At 59.2% G+C, this 15250-nt stretch carries 13 protein-coding genes; 3 read left to right on the top strand and 10 right to left on the bottom strand.

Annotation, left to right across the window (positions count from 1 at the left end):
- Nucleotides 1-129: 129 nt before the first annotated feature.
- The gene (locus tag AACX99_RS03775; protein ID WP_339409612.1) at nucleotides 130-516 is read left to right on the top strand and encodes a hypothetical protein; all 387 of its coding nucleotides are present in this window, start codon (nucleotides 130-132) and stop codon (nucleotides 514-516) included.
- A gap of 115 nt (nucleotides 517-631) precedes the next feature.
- On the opposite strand, the gene AACX99_RS03770 is transcribed toward AACX99_RS03775, so the two are convergent.
- The 9 genes from AACX99_RS03770 to AACX99_RS03730 form a co-directional block, all read right to left on the bottom strand.
- Nucleotides 632-1570: a sensor domain-containing diguanylate cyclase gene (locus tag AACX99_RS03770; protein ID WP_339409610.1), complete on the bottom strand. Its 939-nt coding sequence runs from the start codon at nucleotides 1568-1570 to the stop codon at nucleotides 632-634.
- A gap of 143 nt (nucleotides 1571-1713) precedes the next feature.
- Nucleotides 1714-2607 (bottom strand): ABC transporter permease subunit, encoded by an 894-nt coding sequence (locus AACX99_RS03765; RefSeq protein WP_339409608.1) that lies wholly within the window; start codon nucleotides 2605-2607, stop codon nucleotides 1714-1716.
- Nucleotides 2604-3485 carry an ABC transporter permease subunit gene (locus tag AACX99_RS03760; protein WP_339409668.1) on the bottom strand — a complete coding sequence of 294 codons (882 nt, stop codon included), beginning with the start codon at nucleotides 3483-3485 and terminating at the stop codon, nucleotides 2604-2606. Before AACX99_RS03760 ends, AACX99_RS03765 begins: the two co-directional genes overlap by 4 nt.
- A gap of 26 nt (nucleotides 3486-3511) precedes the next feature.
- A complete protein-coding gene (potA, locus tag AACX99_RS03755) occupies nucleotides 3512-4654 on the bottom strand; it encodes a polyamine ABC transporter ATP-binding protein (protein ID WP_339409607.1) in 1143 nt (380 codons plus the stop codon).
- Between the two features lie 113 nt (nucleotides 4655-4767).
- Entirely contained in the window at nucleotides 4768-5859 is a 1092-nt protein-coding gene (locus AACX99_RS03750; RefSeq protein ID WP_339409606.1) for a polyamine ABC transporter substrate-binding protein, read from the bottom strand.
- 83 nt (nucleotides 5860-5942) lie between these two features.
- Complete coding sequence (locus tag AACX99_RS03745; RefSeq protein ID WP_339409605.1) at nucleotides 5943-7040, bottom strand: extracellular solute-binding protein; 1098 nt, start codon at nucleotides 7038-7040, stop codon at nucleotides 5943-5945.
- A 158-nt stretch (nucleotides 7041-7198) separates the two neighbouring features.
- The gene (locus AACX99_RS03740; RefSeq protein WP_339409603.1) at nucleotides 7199-8572 is read right to left on the bottom strand and encodes an aspartate aminotransferase family protein; all 1374 of its coding nucleotides are present in this window, start codon (nucleotides 8570-8572) and stop codon (nucleotides 7199-7201) included.
- A 92-nt stretch (nucleotides 8573-8664) separates the two neighbouring features.
- Nucleotides 8665-10023 carry a glutamine synthetase family protein gene (locus AACX99_RS03735; RefSeq protein WP_339409601.1) on the bottom strand — a complete coding sequence of 453 codons (1359 nt, stop codon included), beginning with the start codon at nucleotides 10021-10023 and terminating at the stop codon, nucleotides 8665-8667.
- 43 nt (nucleotides 10024-10066) lie between these two features.
- Nucleotides 10067-10819 carry a gamma-glutamyl-gamma-aminobutyrate hydrolase family protein gene (locus AACX99_RS03730; RefSeq protein WP_339409599.1) on the bottom strand — a complete coding sequence of 251 codons (753 nt, stop codon included), beginning with the start codon at nucleotides 10817-10819 and terminating at the stop codon, nucleotides 10067-10069.
- A gap of 276 nt (nucleotides 10820-11095) precedes the next feature.
- Between AACX99_RS03730 and AACX99_RS03725 the strand changes: the two genes are divergently transcribed.
- Both AACX99_RS03725 and AACX99_RS03720 read left to right on the top strand, forming a co-directional pair.
- Nucleotides 11096-12472 (top strand): glutamine synthetase family protein, encoded by a 1377-nt coding sequence (locus AACX99_RS03725; RefSeq protein WP_339409598.1) that lies wholly within the window; start codon nucleotides 11096-11098, stop codon nucleotides 12470-12472.
- A 143-nt stretch (nucleotides 12473-12615) separates the two neighbouring features.
- A complete protein-coding gene (locus AACX99_RS03720; protein WP_339409597.1) occupies nucleotides 12616-13674 on the top strand; it encodes an extracellular solute-binding protein in 1059 nt (352 codons plus the stop codon).
- Nucleotides 13675-13825: 151 nt separating this feature from the next.
- On the opposite strand, the gene AACX99_RS03715 is transcribed toward AACX99_RS03720, so the two are convergent.
- A complete protein-coding gene (locus AACX99_RS03715; protein WP_339409595.1) occupies nucleotides 13826-15190 on the bottom strand; it encodes a CYTH domain-containing protein in 1365 nt (454 codons plus the stop codon).
- Between the last annotated feature and the right edge of the window lie 60 nt (nucleotides 15191-15250).

The raw sequence follows: 15250 nt of genomic DNA, 5'->3' as shown, positions 1-15250 counted from the left end.
TGTCCGCAGGCCGAAAGCACTCGCGGACAAGGCCGCACCTACACGTCTCACTGAAACATCCAGCACGGCTGCAACACTTAATGGATACAGCTTCGCTAACAGCTGAACATCACACAGACGAGGGAACGTATGAACTTTGTACTAGGCAACTTCAAATGGCTGATGCTGGTGTCCGGCGTGCTGACCGCCAGCATGTTCTACGGCCTGTTCGCGCCGCAGGCTGCGCTTGAGTCGATGTTTGGTGCGTCGTTTACCGGTCAGCTGGAATCCATGGTTGTTCGCAGCTGGTCGGCGCTGGTTGGCCTGATGGGCGTGATATTGATTTACGGTGCGCTGAATGAAAAACACCGCGCCTTCTGCGCCGCCATCGCGGCATCGAGCAAGGCGATTTTCGTCACCCTGGTGCTGGTGTATGGCCAGGCGTTTCTCAGCAAGGCTGCTGCAGCGATCATCATGGATATCCTGGTGATAAGCGCCACGCTGATCTTCCTGCTGGCGCTGCGCATCAAGCGCTAAGCCGCATAGCCTCATCACGACGTATCGGGGAGCTGTAGGGTGGATGACGCTCTGTTCATCCACCACGTTTGCAGGGCGGTGGATGGGTAAAGCGTCATCCACCCTACGCTCTGGCTTATGGCGCGGTGGCCAACACCGCGCAATTGCGACCCTGGTGTTTGGCTTGGTAGAGCAGGCGATCCACGGTTTCGAGAAAGGCCTGGGGCTGGTCGAGCGGGCCGGGGGTCAGGGTGCCAACACCGAGGCTTAAAGTCAGCAAGGGAGCGACTTGGGAGTGGGCGTGCTGGATCTGCTGTTCATGTATCAGCTGGCGGCAACGCTCGGCGATCTGGGCGGCGGCCTGGGCAGTAGTTTCGGGCAGCAGCAGGACAAACTCTTCGCCACCATAGCGAGCCATCAGGTCGCGCGGGCGCACGGCGGCGCCGCTCAAGGCCTGGCCCACGCTCTTCAGGCAGTCGTCGCCCTGGATATGGCCGTAGTGGTCGTTGTATTCCTTGAAATAGTCGATATCCAGCAGGATCAGTGACAGCGGCTGACCGGTGCGTTGGGCGTTACTCCATTCCACCTGCAGGCGGCTGTCAAACATACGCCGATTGGCCACGCCGGTGAGGCCGTCGAGGTAGGACAGCTCTTCGAGCTGTTGCTGCAATTGCAGCAGTTGTTGCTCGGTCTGTTTGCGCTCGCTGATGTCGAACATAAAGCCGATCAGCGACTCGACCTCGCCGGCGTCATTACGCAGCACATGCACCACATCGCGAATCCACACGTAGCTGCCATCGCGCGTCAGGGCGCGGTAGTCGGCTTCATGGTCGGTGCCGGCCTGGGACTGCGACACGCAGAAGGCCACCACGCTGTCGCGGTCTTCGGGGTGCATGCGCTCAGCCCAGTCGTTGGCGCTGACCCAGCTGGCCTGTGGCCAACCGAGCAGGGTTTCGATCTGTGGGCCGATATAGGCGAAGGTCATGCTGGCCCAATCGATTTTCCAGGGAATGGCTTTGGTCGACTCCAGCAGGGTCTTGTACACCGCGCTGTCGGCGCTGTTCGAGTCGGTCATGGCAGGCAATCCGGACGGCTGGTAGCTGAGGTTGTAACCAAGATCAGCGGGCAGCGCAACACTGGCCGGGCTGACTGGTCAGTACCGCAGCAGAATGCACAAGGGCCGCATTAGCGGCCCTTGTGGGTTACGTCGGGATGCGATCAGGCATGCACCTGGGACGGGTCACGACGGCTATCTGGCCCGTTCATCGATGCGGCACCAGTGGTTTCATCCATGGCCTGCTGCAGGGCCTTCTTGCGCTTCTCTTCGGCGCGGTGGGCGAAGAACCACACCAGGAAAGTAGCGAACGACACCGCCAGCAGAATCAGGCTGGCCACCGCGTTGATTTCCGGCTTCACGCCCAGACGCACAGCGGAGAAGACTTCCATCGGCAGAGTGGTCGAGCCTGGGCCGGAGACGAAGCTGGCGAGAACCAGGTCGTCCAGCGACAGGGCGAAGGACATCATGCCGCCGGCCGCCAGTGACGGCGCAATCATCGGGATGGTGATCAGGAAGAACACCTTCCACGGCTTGGCGCCCAGGTCCATGGCCGCTTCTTCGATGGACAGGTCCAGCTCACGCAGACGCGACGACACCACCACGGCCACGTAGGCCGAACAGAAGGTGGTGTGGGCGATCCAGATGGTCAGCACGCCGCGCTCGGCTGGCCAGCCGATCAGCTGGGCCATGGCCACGAACAGCAGCAGCAATGACAGACCGGTGATTACCTCGGGCATCACCAGCGGCGCGGTGACCAGGCCACCGAACAGCGTGCGACCCTTGAAACGGGTCACGCGGGTCAGTACAAAGGCGGCCATGGTGCCCAGCGCTACGGCAGCAATCGCGGTGTAGCAGGCGATCTCCAGCGAGCGCATCACCGCGTTCATCAGCTGGGTGTTGTCGAGCAGGCCGACATACCATTTCACCGACCAGCCGCCCCACACCGTAACCAGGCGCGAGCCGTTAAACGAGTAGATCACCAGGATCAGCATCGGCAGGTAGATAAAGGTCAGACCGGCCCACAACATAAAGTTGGAGAAACTGAAACGCTTCATGGCCGGCCCTCCATTTCTTTCGCTTGGTTACGGTTGAACAGGATGATTGGAATGATCAGGATCGCCAGCATCACCACGGCCAGGGCGGAGGCTACCGGCCAGTCGCGGTTGTTGAAGAACTCCTGCCACAGCACCTTGCCGATCATCAGGGTCTCCGGGCCACCGAGCAGTTCGGGAATCACGAACTCACCCACCACCGGGATAAACACCAGCATGCAGCCGGCAATAATGCCGTTCTTGGCCAGCGGCACGGTGATTTTCCAGAAGCTGTTGTAGGTGCTCGAACCCAGGTCCGCGGCCGCTTCCAGCAAGCTCTGGTCGTGTTTAACCAGGTTGGCGAACAGCGGCAGGATCATAAATGGCAGGTACGAATAGACGATACCGATGTACACCGCCAGGTTGGTGTTGAGGATCTGCAGAGGCTCGTTGATCACTCCCAGCCACATCAGGAAGCCATTGAGTAAGCCGTTGTTGCTGAGAATGCCCATCCAGGCATACACGCGGATCAGGATCGCCGTCCAGGTCGGCATCATGATCAGCAGCAACAGAACCATCTGCTTGTCCTTGTCGGCGCGGGCAATCGCATACGCCATGGGGAAGCCGATGATCAGGCAGAGCAAGGTGCTGACCGTGGCCATTTTCAAGGAGCCAAGGTAAGCCGCCAGGTACAGCGCATCCTCGCTAAGGAAAATGTAGTTGCCCAGGTTAAGCACCAGGGTGAACTTGTTTTCCACCCAGGTGTACACGTCGGTGTACGGCGGAATGGCCACGTCGGCTTCGGCAAAGCTGATCTTCAGAACGATGAAGAACGGCAACATAAAGAACAGGAACAGCCAGAGGAACGGCACCCCGATAACCAGGTGCCGGCCCTTGGGCATACGGCGGCTGATGCTTCGGATAATGTTCATGAGCGTAAGGTCACCCCGCTGTCGTCCTCCCACCAGACGAACACTTCATCGTCCCAGGTAGGCCGTGCGCCGCGCCGCTCGGCGTTGGCAACGAAGGACTGCACCACTTTGCCGCTCGGCAGCAGCACGTGGAACACCGAATGGCCGCCGAGGTAAGCGATGTCGTGCACGGTACCGCGCGACCAGTTGTATTCGCAGGTCGGTTGCTCGGTGGTGACCAGCAGTTTTTCTGGGCGGATGGCGTAGGTGATGCTCTTATCCTGCACCGACGTGCTGACGCCGTGGCCAACGTAGATATTGCGCTCCAGATCCGGACTGTCGATCAGCGCATGGTCTTCCATGTCATCGACCACTTTGCCGTCGAATAGATTGACGTTACCGATGAACTCGCAGACCAGACGGCTGGTCGGGGTTTCGTAGATGTCCACCGGGCTGCCGATCTGGGCGATCCAGCCGAGGTGCATGATGGCAATGCGCTGGGCCATGGTCATGGCCTCTTCCTGGTCGTGGGTCACCATCACGCAGGTCACGCCGACGCGTTCGATGATCTCGACAAGCTCAAGCTGCATTTGCGAGCGCAGCTTCTTGTCCAGAGCACCCATAGGCTCGTCGAGCAGCAGCAGTTTCGGCCGTTTGGCCAGCGAGCGAGCCAGGGCCACACGCTGACGCTGACCACCGGATAGCTGATGCGGTTTGCGCCTGGCGTACTGGGTCATGTGCACCAGTTTGAGCATCTCTTCGACGCGGGCGTCGATTTCTGCCTTGGACATTTTGTCCTGTTTGAGGCCGAAGGCGATGTTGTCAGCCACGCTCATGTGCGGGAACAGCGCATAGGACTGGAACATCATGTTGATCGGCCGCTCGTAAGGCGGCAGGTCGGTAATGTCTTCGCCGTCGAGCAGGATGCGCCCTTCAGTGGGACGTTCGAAGCCGGCGAGCATGCGCAGCAGGGTCGACTTACCCGAGCCGGAACCACCGAGCAGGGCGAAGATTTCACCCTTGTTGATGGTCAGCGAAACGTCATCCACCGCGATGGTTTCGTCGAACTTCTTGGTCACACGCTCGATCTTGACCAGCACCTCTTTCGGTTGCTGATCACCCTCGAGAACCTTTTTATAGGCACTGGAAGCAACTGCCATTACCAAAACTCCCACAAGAAATTGGGTCACTGACCCGAATAAAATCTGCCGCGCTGACGCAGCGGGCCGTACGCTCAGGCCAAGCCTGGCGTACGCTGTCTTTCAGTTTCCGCTTACTGGCCCGACTTGATCTTCGACCAGGAGCGAGTCATGGCACGCTGGATCTTCGGCGGCAGCTCAGTGGAGATGTAGAGTTTGTCCAGCACGGCCTGCGATGGATAAACCGAAGGGTCGTTACGCACTTCCTGGTCCATCAACTCGCCGGCCTTGGGGTTTGGGTTGGCGTAGCCGACATAATCACTGACCGTGGCGATAACCGCGGGCTCAAGCAGATAGTTGATAAAGGCGTGCGCTTCCTTGACGTTCTTCGCATCGGCCGGGATGGCCATCATGTCGAACCACAGGTTGGCGCCTTCCTTGGGAATGCTGTAGGCAATCTCGATGCCCTTGCCCGCTTCCTCAGCGCGTGCAGCCGCCTGGAATACGTCGCCCGAGTAGCCGAACGCCACGCAGATGTTGCCATTGGCCAGGTCGCCGATGTACTTGGAGCTGTGGAAGTAGGTGACGTAAGGACGCACGGCCATCAGCTTGGCTTCGGCCTTCTTGTAGTCCTCTGGATCGGTGCTGCGCGGGTCGAGGCCCATGTAGTTGAGAACGGAAGGGAACATCTCGTCTGGAGAGTCCATAAAGGCAACGCCGCAAGCGCTGAGCTTCTTCAGATTCTCTGGTTCGAAGAGCATGGCCCAGGAGTCGATCTCGTCGACACCGAGCACTTCCTTGATTTTGGCCACGTTGTAGCCAATCCCATTGGTGCCCCACAAGTACGGTACTGAATACAGATTACCGGGGTCGTTGACTTCCAGTTGCTTGAGCAGGACCGGATCAAGATGCTCCCAGTTAGGCAGCAGACTGCGGTCGAGCTTCTGAAACGCGCCCGCCTTGATCTGCTTGCCGAGGAAATGGTTGGACGGCACCACGATGTCGTAGCCGGAACGGCCCGCCAGCAGTTTGCCTTCCAGGGTTTCGTTGGAGTCAAACACGTCGTACATGGCTTTGATGCCAGTAGCCTCCTGGAAATCGGCCAAAGTGGTTTCGCCGATATAGTCAGACCAGTTGTAGACATTGACCACAGGCTCAGCGGCTTGCACGGCGCTGATGCTGACGGCGGCGGCCAGTAGGCCAGCCAGAAGTGGAGTACGACGCATAGGAGCTTCCTTATTGTTGTGGGTGAATGCGGCGGAGCAACCCGCCGCACACCGTTAGGGCCATCGCCCTTGCCGTTATGGCATTACTGACCCGATTTGATTTTGGTCCAGCTACGGTTCATCGCGCGTTGCGCGTTAGCTGGCAGATCCGGGAAGGTGTAGATCTTGGCCATGGTGGCCGCGTCCGGGTAGATGCCCGGGTCGTTACGCAGTGCTTCGTCAACCAGCGGGGTGGCCGCGGCGTTGCCGTTAGGGAACTGCACGAAGTTGGTGATGTTGGCCATAACCTCTGGCTTCATCAGGTAGTTGAGGAACACGTGAGCGGCTTCGACGTTTTTCGCATCAGCCGGGATGGCCATCATGTCGAAGAAGCTACCAGCACCTTCTTTCGGGATGCTGTAGGAAATGTTCACGCCGTTCTTGGCTTCTTCAGCACGGGACTTGGACTGGTACAGGTCGCCCGAGTAGCCGATGGCCACGCAGATGTTGCCGTTGGCCAGGTCGCCGATGTACTTGGAGCTATGGAAGTAGGAAGTCGAGGGGCGGATCGAGAGGAACAGTTCTTCGGCTTTCTTCAGCTCGCCGGCATCGGTGCTGTCGGGCTTGAAGCCCAGGTAGTTGAGCGCGGCCGGGATGATTTCGGTCGGCGAATCAAGGAAGGACACACCGCAGTCTTTCAGCTTGGCGATGTTTTCCGGCTTGAATACTAGGTCCCAGGAATTGACCGGAGCGTCTTCGCCCAGTGCGGCCTTGACCTTGTCGACGTTGTAACCGATACCGATGGTGCCCCACATATAAGGGATCGAGTACTGGTTACCCGGATCGCTTGGGTCGAGTGCCTTGAGCAGGCTTTTATCGAGATTGTCCCAGTTCGGCAGCTTGGACTTGTCCAGCTTCTGGAACACACCGGCCTTGATCTGCTTGGCCAGGAACGGGTTGGATGGCACCACGATGTCGTAACCGGAGCTGCCGGCCAGCAGTTTGGCTTCCAGGGTTTCGTTGCTGTCAAAGACGTCGTAGACGACCTTGATGCCGGTTTCCTTCTGGAAGTTGTCGAGGGTGTCTTCTGCGATGTAGTCGGACCAGTTGTAAACGTGCAGGACCTTGTCATCCGCGTGTGCGGCACTCACTACGGCCCCAGCAAGGGACAACGCGAGAAGGGTTTTGCCGAATGTGTTCATGCGTACAGCTCCTGTTGTTGTAGTCGTTTCCGGAAGATGCGCAGCCATCTGCAACACCTTCCGGCGAGCCTGACCTACGCATTGGCGCAGTCTGGCAAGGTCATACCCCGGTTGACAACATTCAGACGTAAGCATCTGAAACCAAAGGTTATTAAACCTTAACTCAGCACCTCTGCAGCGGTCAGGTCGAGGCATTTACGGGCCTTTTCCAGCAGTTCGTCGATCTCAGCAAAGCTGATAACCAGCGGCGGCGAAATGATCATGGTGTCGCCTACGGCGCGCATGATCAGACCATTAGTAAAGCAGTGCTTGCGGCACACCATGCCAACGCTCACGTCCGCGCTGAAGCGCTGGCGACTGGCCTTGTCCTGCACCAGCTCAATGGCGCCTAACATGCCGACGCCGCGCACTTCCCCGACTAAAGGGTGATCGGCCAACTCACGCAGACGCTTTTGCAAATACGGTGCCGTTTCTGTCTGGACCCGCTCAACGATCCGCTCCTCACGCAGAATGCGCAGGTTTTCCAGGGCCACAGCAGCGGCGACCGGGTGGCCGGAGTAGGTGAAGCCGTGGTTGAAATCGCCACCCTGGTTGAGCACCTCGACGATATCGTCTCGCACGATCAGCCCACCCATGGGGATGTAGCCACTGGTCAGGCCCTTGGCGATGGTCATCATGTGCGGGGTGTTGCCGAAGTAATCGCTGCCGAACCATTCGCCGGTACGGCCAAAGCCGCAGATCACTTCATCGGCGATAAACAGAATGTCGTACTTGGCGAGGATTTCGCGGATGCGCGGCCAGTAGCTGTCCGGCGGGATGATCACCCCACCCGCACCCTGGATAGGCTCAGCAATAAAAGCGGCGACGTTTTCTTCGCCGACTTCAAGGATCTTCTGTTCCAGCTGGTCGGCGGCCCAGATACCGAATTCCTCGGGGCTCATATCGCCGCCCTCACCGAACCAGTACGGTTGCGGAATATGCACGATGCCCGGAATCGGCAGGTCGCCCTGCTCGTGCATGTACTGCATGCCGCCCAGGCTGGCGCCGGCTACGGTGGAGCCGTGGTAGCCGTTAACCCGGCTGATGATCACCTTCTTGTTTGGCTGACCCTTGATCGCCCAGTAATGGCGCACCATGCGCAGCATGGTGTCGTTGCCTTCCGAGCCGGAACCGGTGAAGAACACATGATTCATGCCTTGCGGGGCCAGCCCAGAAATCGCCTTGGCCAGTTCCAGCGCGGGCGGCGTGGCGGTCTGAAAGAACATGTTGTAGTAGGGCAGCTCTTGCATCTGTTTCGCGGCGGCGTCTGCCAGTTCCTTGCGACCATAACCAATCGCCACACACCAGAGCCCGGCCATGGCATCGAGGATCTTGTTGCCCTCGCTGTCCCACAAGTACACGCCGTCGGCCTTAGTGATGATGCGCGGCCCAGTTTCCGCCAGCTGTTTAAAATCGCTGAACGGCGCGAGATGGTGTTCGCGGCTCATGGCCTGCCACTCGCGGGTTTTCGGGTTGGTCGCTTGACTGTTCATAACAACACCTTGATTACGCAGGCTGCGCATTGCAGCCCGATAAAAATTCTTGGCGACTGGCGCAGGGATCACCCACGCCAACCACCGGACTGTTACACCGACAACAGCAGGAACTCACGTTCCCAGGAGCTGATGACCCGCTTGTAGTTTTCGTGCTCGGCGCGCTTTACCGCAACGTAGCCACGCATAAACTTCTCACCCAGGTACTTCTCCGCATCCTTACAGGCTTCCATGCGCTCTAGTGCGTGCTCGATGGTGATTGGCAGGCGCAGGTTACGGCGTTCGTAGGCGCGGCCTTTGACCGGCGCACTCGGTTTGAAGTCGCCGACCATGCCCATGTAACCGCACAGCAGCGAAGCGGCCAGCACCAGGTACGGGTTGGCATCGGCACCGGCCAGGCGGTTTTCCACACGGCGGTTCTGCGGCGTGGCTTCCGGTACGCGCAGGCCCACGGTGCGGTTCTCTTCGCCCCACTCGACGTTCACCGGTGCCGAGGTATCCGGCAGGAAGCGGCGGAACGAGTTGACGTTCGGCGCAAACAGCGGCAACAGCTCGGGGATGTATTTCTGCAGACCACCGATGTGCTGCATAAACAGTTCGCTCATGCTGCCATCCGGGTTGGAGAACAGGTTCTTGCCGGTTTTGATGTCAACCACACTCTGGTGGATATGCATCGCGCTGCCCGGCTGATCGGTGATCGGCTTGGCCATAAAGGTGGCAGCCACATCGTGCTTGAGCGCCGCTTCACGCATGGTGCGCTTGAACACGGTGATCTGGTCGGCCAGGTGCAGGGCCTCGCCGTGACGGAAGTTGATTTCCATCTGCGCCGGGCCGTCTTCGTGGATCAACGTATCGAGGTCCAGGCCCTGGATTTCGCACCAGTCATACACGTCTTCGAACAGCGGGTCGAATTCGTTGGCAGCGTCGATGGAAAACGACTGGCGGCCCACTTCAGGACGACCGGAGCGGCCCATCGGCGCTTCCAGTGGGAAGTCCGGGTCGCTGTTGCGCTTGGTCAGGTAGAACTCCATTTCCGGCGCGACGATTGGCTTCCAGCCTTTCTCAGCGTAGAGCTTGAGCACATTCTTAAGAATGTTGCGCGGCGACAACTCGATCGGGTTGCCCTGCTTGTCGAAGGTGTCGTGGATCACCATCGCAGTGGGCTCAATGGCCCAGGGCACAAGAAATACCGCGTTCTCGTCCGGGCGGCAGAACATATCGATGTCCGCCTCGTCGAGCAGGTCGTAATAGATGTCGTCCTCGACGTAGTCGCCGGTCACGGTCTGCAGCAGCACACTCTCGGGGAGGCGCATGCCTTTCTCGTCGAGGAACTTGTTGGTCGGCGAAATCTTGCCACGGGCAATGCCAGTGAGATCGCTGATCAGGCATTCAACTTCGGTGATTTTGCGTTCTTTCAGCCAGCTCGAGAGCTGGTCTAATTTGGTGCTCATAGAGACCTCAGGGTTGGTTAGAGCCGACCTATATATAGTCGGCTCAGCGTTGCCCCGCCGTCTTCCTGCAAGCCTCACCAAAGGCCTGGAAGATGGCGAGATAATTCGGGTTGGATCGTACCTGCCATTCGGGGTGCCATTGCACCCCCAATGCGAAGCTTTTGGCTCCGATGACGGAGAAGGCTTCGATCAACCCGTCAGGCGCCAGTGCTTCTATGCGAAGGCCCGGCGCCAGACGCTGAACGCCCTGGCCATGAATGGAATTGACTTGAATCTCGTCCGGCATGCCGATGCCGGCGAGCAGCCCGCCCGGCTGTACATGCAGCGCGTGACGCAGGCCATATTGCTGTTCTGCGGGCAGGTCACCGGGTTCACGGTGATCCATCAGCCCATCAACCTCGTGCACCTTCTGGTGAAGCGCGCCACCGAAGGCCACGTTCATCTCCTGAAAGCCACGGCAAATGCCGAGCACCGGGATACCGGCGGCAATTGCTGCTTTAATCAAGGGAAGGGTTGTACTGTCACGCGCCGGGTCATGCTCGGTGCCGGGCTCGCTGGCGTCGCCAGCATAGTGGTGCGGTTCCACATTGGATGGCGAGCCGGTAAACACCAGGCCATCAAGGTGCTGCAACAGGTAAGCCTGATCCAGTTGCTCACCCAGCGCGGGAATGATCACTGGCATACCGCCAGCCACCTGAACGATGGCCTGTAAGTATTTATCGCCTGCGGTGTGGTAGATGTTGTGCCCGATCTGCTTGGTACAGGCACTAACGCCGATAATCGGCTGGCGTGACATGAGACACCCGTTTTATTGCTGTTATGGGTTTCGACCGAGCTTAGCGTTGTTCATTTTTTTTCACAACAGTCATGTAAAAAATTGAACACACCCCACTGAGCACCGCGAGAGACAAGGGCTCCAATAAGGTCGCCCAGCTCTGCAATGCCCTAAAACTGGCCACAAAGCCCCTTTTTAGGGCAAAATGCACCTCTCTTGACAGCATCCAGTGTTTAAGATTGACTCACACCCGTGCAATTGCATGATTGATATTTTTAACAAAAAAGGTGTTGCATCATGTCGGTACCCCCGCGTGCCGTTCAGCTTAATGAAGCGAACGCGTTCCTTAAGAAACATCCTGAGGTCCTGTTCGTCGACCTTCTGATCGCAGATATGAATGGCGTGGTACGCGGCAAGCGTATCGAGCGTGCGAGCCTGCATAAGGTTTACGAGCGCGGCATTAATCTCCCGGCTTCTCTATTCGCCCTGGACATCAATGGCTCGACGGTCGAAAGCACCGGCCTGGGTCTGGACATCGGTGACGCCGACCGTATCTGCTACCCCATCCCCAACACCCTGTGCTACGAACCTTGGCAGAAGCGCCCAACCGCGCAACTGCTGATGACCATGCACGAGCTGGAAGGTGAACCCTTCTTCGCCGACCCACGGGAAGTGTTGCGTCAGGTGGTAGAGAAGTTCGACGATCTGGGCCTTACCATTTGCGCCGCCTTTGAACTTGAGTTTTACCTGATCGACCAGGCCAACGTGAATGGCCGACCGCAGCCACCGCTGTCGCCACTCTCAGGCAAGCGTCCGCACTCGACTCAGGTATACCTGATCGACGATCTCGACGAATACGCCGAGTGCCTGCAGGACATCCTTGAAGGCGCCAAGGAACAGGGCATCCCTGCCGACGCCATCGTCAAGGAAAGCGCGCCGGCGCAGTTCGAGGTGAACCTGCACCACGTCGCTGATCCGATCAAAGCCTGCGACTACGCGCTGCTGCTCAAGCGTCTGGTGAAAAACATCGCCTACGACCATGAAATGGACACCACCTTCATGGCCAAGCCTTACCCTAATCAAGCGGGTAATGGGCTGCATGTGCATATCTCGATTCTCGACAAAGACGGCAACAATATCTTTGCCTGCGAAGACCCCGAGCAGAACGATGCGCTACGTCATGCCATCGGCGGCGTACTGGAAACCATGCCTGCTTCGATGGCCTTCCTTTGCCCGAACGTCAATTCCTACCGTCGTTTCGGCGCGCAGTACTATGTGCCGAACTCGCCGAGCTGGGGCATCGACAACCGTACCGTCGCCCTGCGCGTACCGAATGACACCGCCGACGCCGTGCGTATTGAGCACCGTGTAGCCGGTGCCGATGCCAACCCTTACCTGCTGCTGTCGGCTGTACTGGCGGGCGTGCATCACGGCCTGACCAACAAGATCGAGCCGAGCGCGCCGATAGAAGGCAACTCCTACGAGCAGAACGAGCAGAGCCTGCCGAACAACCTGCGTGATGCTCTGCGCGAGCTGGACGACAGTGAAGTGCTGGCACGTTATATCGACCCGAAATACATCGATATCTTCGTCGCCTGTAAGGAAAGCGAGCTGGCCGAGTTTGAAAACTCGATCTCTGACCTCGAATACAACTGGTACTTGCACACGGTTTGATGCAACACCCAACGCCGGCTTCGAGCCGGCGTTTTTTATTCAGCTTTTACGCAACCGCCCCCTGCAATCGCACTTTGCGCGATTACGGGCAGCGTTTGCCTGGAATTTCGCTAACGCGCCATTCACTTCCACAGGAGAACCCCATGCCTCGCCTGTTTGCCTCACTGTTGTTTGCCCTGGCGCCACTGTTGGCCAACGCCGAGGAGGTGATCCGCGTTTACAACTGGAACGACTACATCGCCCCACAAGTGCTGAAAGACTTCGAGGCTGAAACCGGCATCCGCGTCGAATACCACACCTACAGCACCGCCGAAGAGCTGGACGCTGTACTGGCCAGCGGCGAAGCGATCGATGTTGCGGTGCCCTCGCACGATGCGCTGCCGGCGATGATCAAGAGTGGCACCCTGCAACCACTCGATTTCAACCTGCTGCCCAACCGCAAACATCTCGACAAACAGCTACTCAGCACCCTGGTTGCCCTCGACCCGGCCAACCGCCACGCCTTGCCCTACCTGTGGGGTGCCGTAGGCCTGGCGATCAACACGCCGCAGGCCGAAGCAGCCTTTGGCGGCTCGCTGCCCAATAGTTGGAGCCTGCTGTTCGATGCCGAGCAAAGCTCACGCCTGGCCGCTTGCGGCATAAGCGTACTGGACGCTCCTGACGAGACCCTGACCCTGCTGCTCAATTACCAGGGTCGCAGTCTGGCGCGCAGCGCACCGAGCCGCATCGAGCGCTCCAGCCGCGTGCTGGACGGCTTGCGACCGAATTTGCGCTATGTCGACAGCGAGCGTTATATCGATGACCTCAACCAGGGCAAGCTGTGCGTGGCCATGGCCTGGGTCGGCGATGCTCTGGCCGCTGCCGATGCGGGTCAGCCGGTGCGCTTCCTGGTACCGGATGAAGGTTCGATCCTGTTTATCGACAACCTGGTGATTCCCAGCAGCGCCAAGCGCGCCGACCTGGCGCACCGTTTTATCGATTACCTGATGCAGCCTAAGGTTGCCGCACTGATCACCGCCGAAACCCTGTACCCCAGCGGCAACGCTGACTCCCGCGAGTTTCTCGACGACGCCCTGCGCAACCAGCCGGATCTCTATCCAGACCGTGACACCAAACGCCGCCTGCACCCGCTGGAAACCCTGCCAGAAAAGCACAGCGCTACCCGCGATGCCGTATGGACGCGATTTCGCGATGGCAGTTGAGGAATGAGGTGAGTTGCCGAGCGTGGGAGGGGCTTTCGGCTCGGGCATCCTGCTTCGCACTAACGCCTGCATCCATGCAGTCGTAGCCGCGACAGAGCAGAATAGTTCGCCACTAAAGCGGATGCCGCCCAGCCCCTCCTACAGAACGGTCTTACTTGACCAGCTGACGCCAGGCTTTTAGCGAACCGATGGTCAGCAGCTGCGCCTTGCGCGCAGCCAGCACGTCTGGATCGATGGACTGGTTGGCCAGTTCCGCCAGCTTGTTCAGCTCACCGTACAGACGGTCAACTTCCGCCACCTCCAGCACCTCACGGGCCAGGTGCAGCCAGACCAGCAAACGCTCGATGCGCGGCAGCTGCTCGGCGAGGTCTTCCGGCTGCTGCTGATAACGGCGCAGCTGCAGAGCAGCGCCTTCCTCGGCAATCAGAGTCGGCAGCCAGTTGCCCAGCGGTGCTGCACCCTGACGGGTGCCGCGGTTGTTACGCTCCACGGTCCAGCTGCGCGCCAATAGCCAGCGCGACAGGCTCAGCGAGAACAACCCCCAACGATTGCCCTGCAGCTCCGCCGCGAACAACGCCGGGGCGTTCTTGCGCAAGCTGTCATCGTCCTGGCCGGCCAGCACGCGCGGGCGCCATTCCAGCAGTAAGGCATCCAATAGCTCACGCAAGGCATGGCTGCTGGCACGTGGCGCGGCTTGGCCCAGGCTGCTGAGCAGCGCACGCAGGCCGATCAGTTGCTCCAGCCAGTCGACCAGCAAACGCCAGTGGCCATTGAAGCGGTACTGCTCGGCCAGGCGCTGACTGCTGCCCAGCAGATGCCAGCCCAGTGCCGCGACACTGTCATCCAGGCTGGTTTCCGCGTTCAGGCTAGGCGCTGGTAGGTTCAGGCTGTAGCTGCCGGCATCGAACAAGCGATAACCGCGCTCAGCCTTGCTGATATCGCAGGGCATCAGCGCCAGGTCGGCCGCCAACTCGGCGGCCAGTTCCAACAGCGCCTCAGGCTCACCCTGACGCAGCTCCAGTTCCAGCTCGCAAATTTCTTCTTCGCCTTCACCGGCAATCACCTTACCGAGGTCCAACGCGGCCTCGATGACCACCTTGGCCTTGCCACGGCCCCAGGCGATTTCCGCCTTCTCGCGGATAAAGTCGGTGGTAAAGATCGGCACCAGCTGCTTCTTGTCCAGCTCAGCCAGGGCTGCCGGCCAGCAGCTGTCATCGAGTTTTTTCAGGTCCAGCTTGGCCTTGGCCAGGTTCCAGTCCCACTCATTGCGCTCGGATAAACCGGCCACGCTCTGCCCGCGGGTTTTCAGGGTCTGGATAAACTGCTCACCGTCACGGCGCACGCGCAGAGCCACCTTGGCCGCAGCCAAATCACGCTCGGGCGTATCAAAGTACTGATTGAACAGTTCGCGCTGCTCCCAACCACTCTTGTTGCGCTTCTTCAGCAACGGGTGATCACGCAGGGCAGCCAGGGTTTCACGGCTAACCCGCAGTTTGATTTCGGTTTCTTTGTTCATGATGATGGGGATCAACGCCTACTATGAAATGTGACAGTCCGATTACCTGCGCTGGCGAGC

Origin of the sequence: Pseudomonas sp. EA_35y_Pfl2_R5, assembly GCF_963970805.1 — a bacterium.
Lineage (GTDB): Bacteria > Pseudomonadota > Gammaproteobacteria > Pseudomonadales > Pseudomonadaceae > Aquipseudomonas.
This window is presented reverse-complemented; position numbering and strand designations above follow the sequence as displayed.

Excerpts from the sequence above, each read along its gene's own strand:
- AACX99_RS03775 (WP_339409612.1), top strand. The coding sequence starts at position 130 with ATGAACTTTGTACTAGGCAACTTCAAATGGCTGATGCTGGTGTCCGGC.
- AACX99_RS03770 (WP_339409610.1), bottom strand. The coding sequence starts at position 1,570 with ATGACCGACTCGAACAGCGCCGACAGCGCGGTGTACAAGACCCTGCTG.
- AACX99_RS03765 (WP_339409608.1), bottom strand. The coding sequence starts at position 2,607 with ATGAAGCGTTTCAGTTTCTCCAACTTTATGTTGTGGGCCGGTCTGACC.
- AACX99_RS03760 (WP_339409668.1), bottom strand. The coding sequence starts at position 3,485 with ATGCCCAAGGGCCGGCACCTGGTTATCGGGGTGCCGTTCCTCTGGCTG.
- potA (WP_339409607.1), bottom strand. The coding sequence starts at position 4,654 with ATGGCAGTTGCTTCCAGTGCCTATAAAAAGGTTCTCGAGGGTGATCAG.
- AACX99_RS03750 (WP_339409606.1), bottom strand. The coding sequence starts at position 5,859 with ATGCGTCGTACTCCACTTCTGGCTGGCCTACTGGCCGCCGCCGTCAGC.
- AACX99_RS03745 (WP_339409605.1), bottom strand. The coding sequence starts at position 7,040 with ATGAACACATTCGGCAAAACCCTTCTCGCGTTGTCCCTTGCTGGGGCC.
- AACX99_RS03740 (WP_339409603.1), bottom strand. The coding sequence starts at position 8,572 with ATGAACAGTCAAGCGACCAACCCGAAAACCCGCGAGTGGCAGGCCATG.
- AACX99_RS03735 (WP_339409601.1), bottom strand. The coding sequence starts at position 10,023 with ATGAGCACCAAATTAGACCAGCTCTCGAGCTGGCTGAAAGAACGCAAA.
- AACX99_RS03730 (WP_339409599.1), bottom strand. The coding sequence starts at position 10,819 with ATGTCACGCCAGCCGATTATCGGCGTTAGTGCCTGTACCAAGCAGATC.
- AACX99_RS03725 (WP_339409598.1), top strand. The coding sequence starts at position 11,096 with ATGTCGGTACCCCCGCGTGCCGTTCAGCTTAATGAAGCGAACGCGTTC.
- AACX99_RS03720 (WP_339409597.1), top strand. The coding sequence starts at position 12,616 with ATGCCTCGCCTGTTTGCCTCACTGTTGTTTGCCCTGGCGCCACTGTTG.
- AACX99_RS03715 (WP_339409595.1), bottom strand. The coding sequence starts at position 15,190 with ATGAACAAAGAAACCGAAATCAAACTGCGGGTTAGCCGTGAAACCCTG.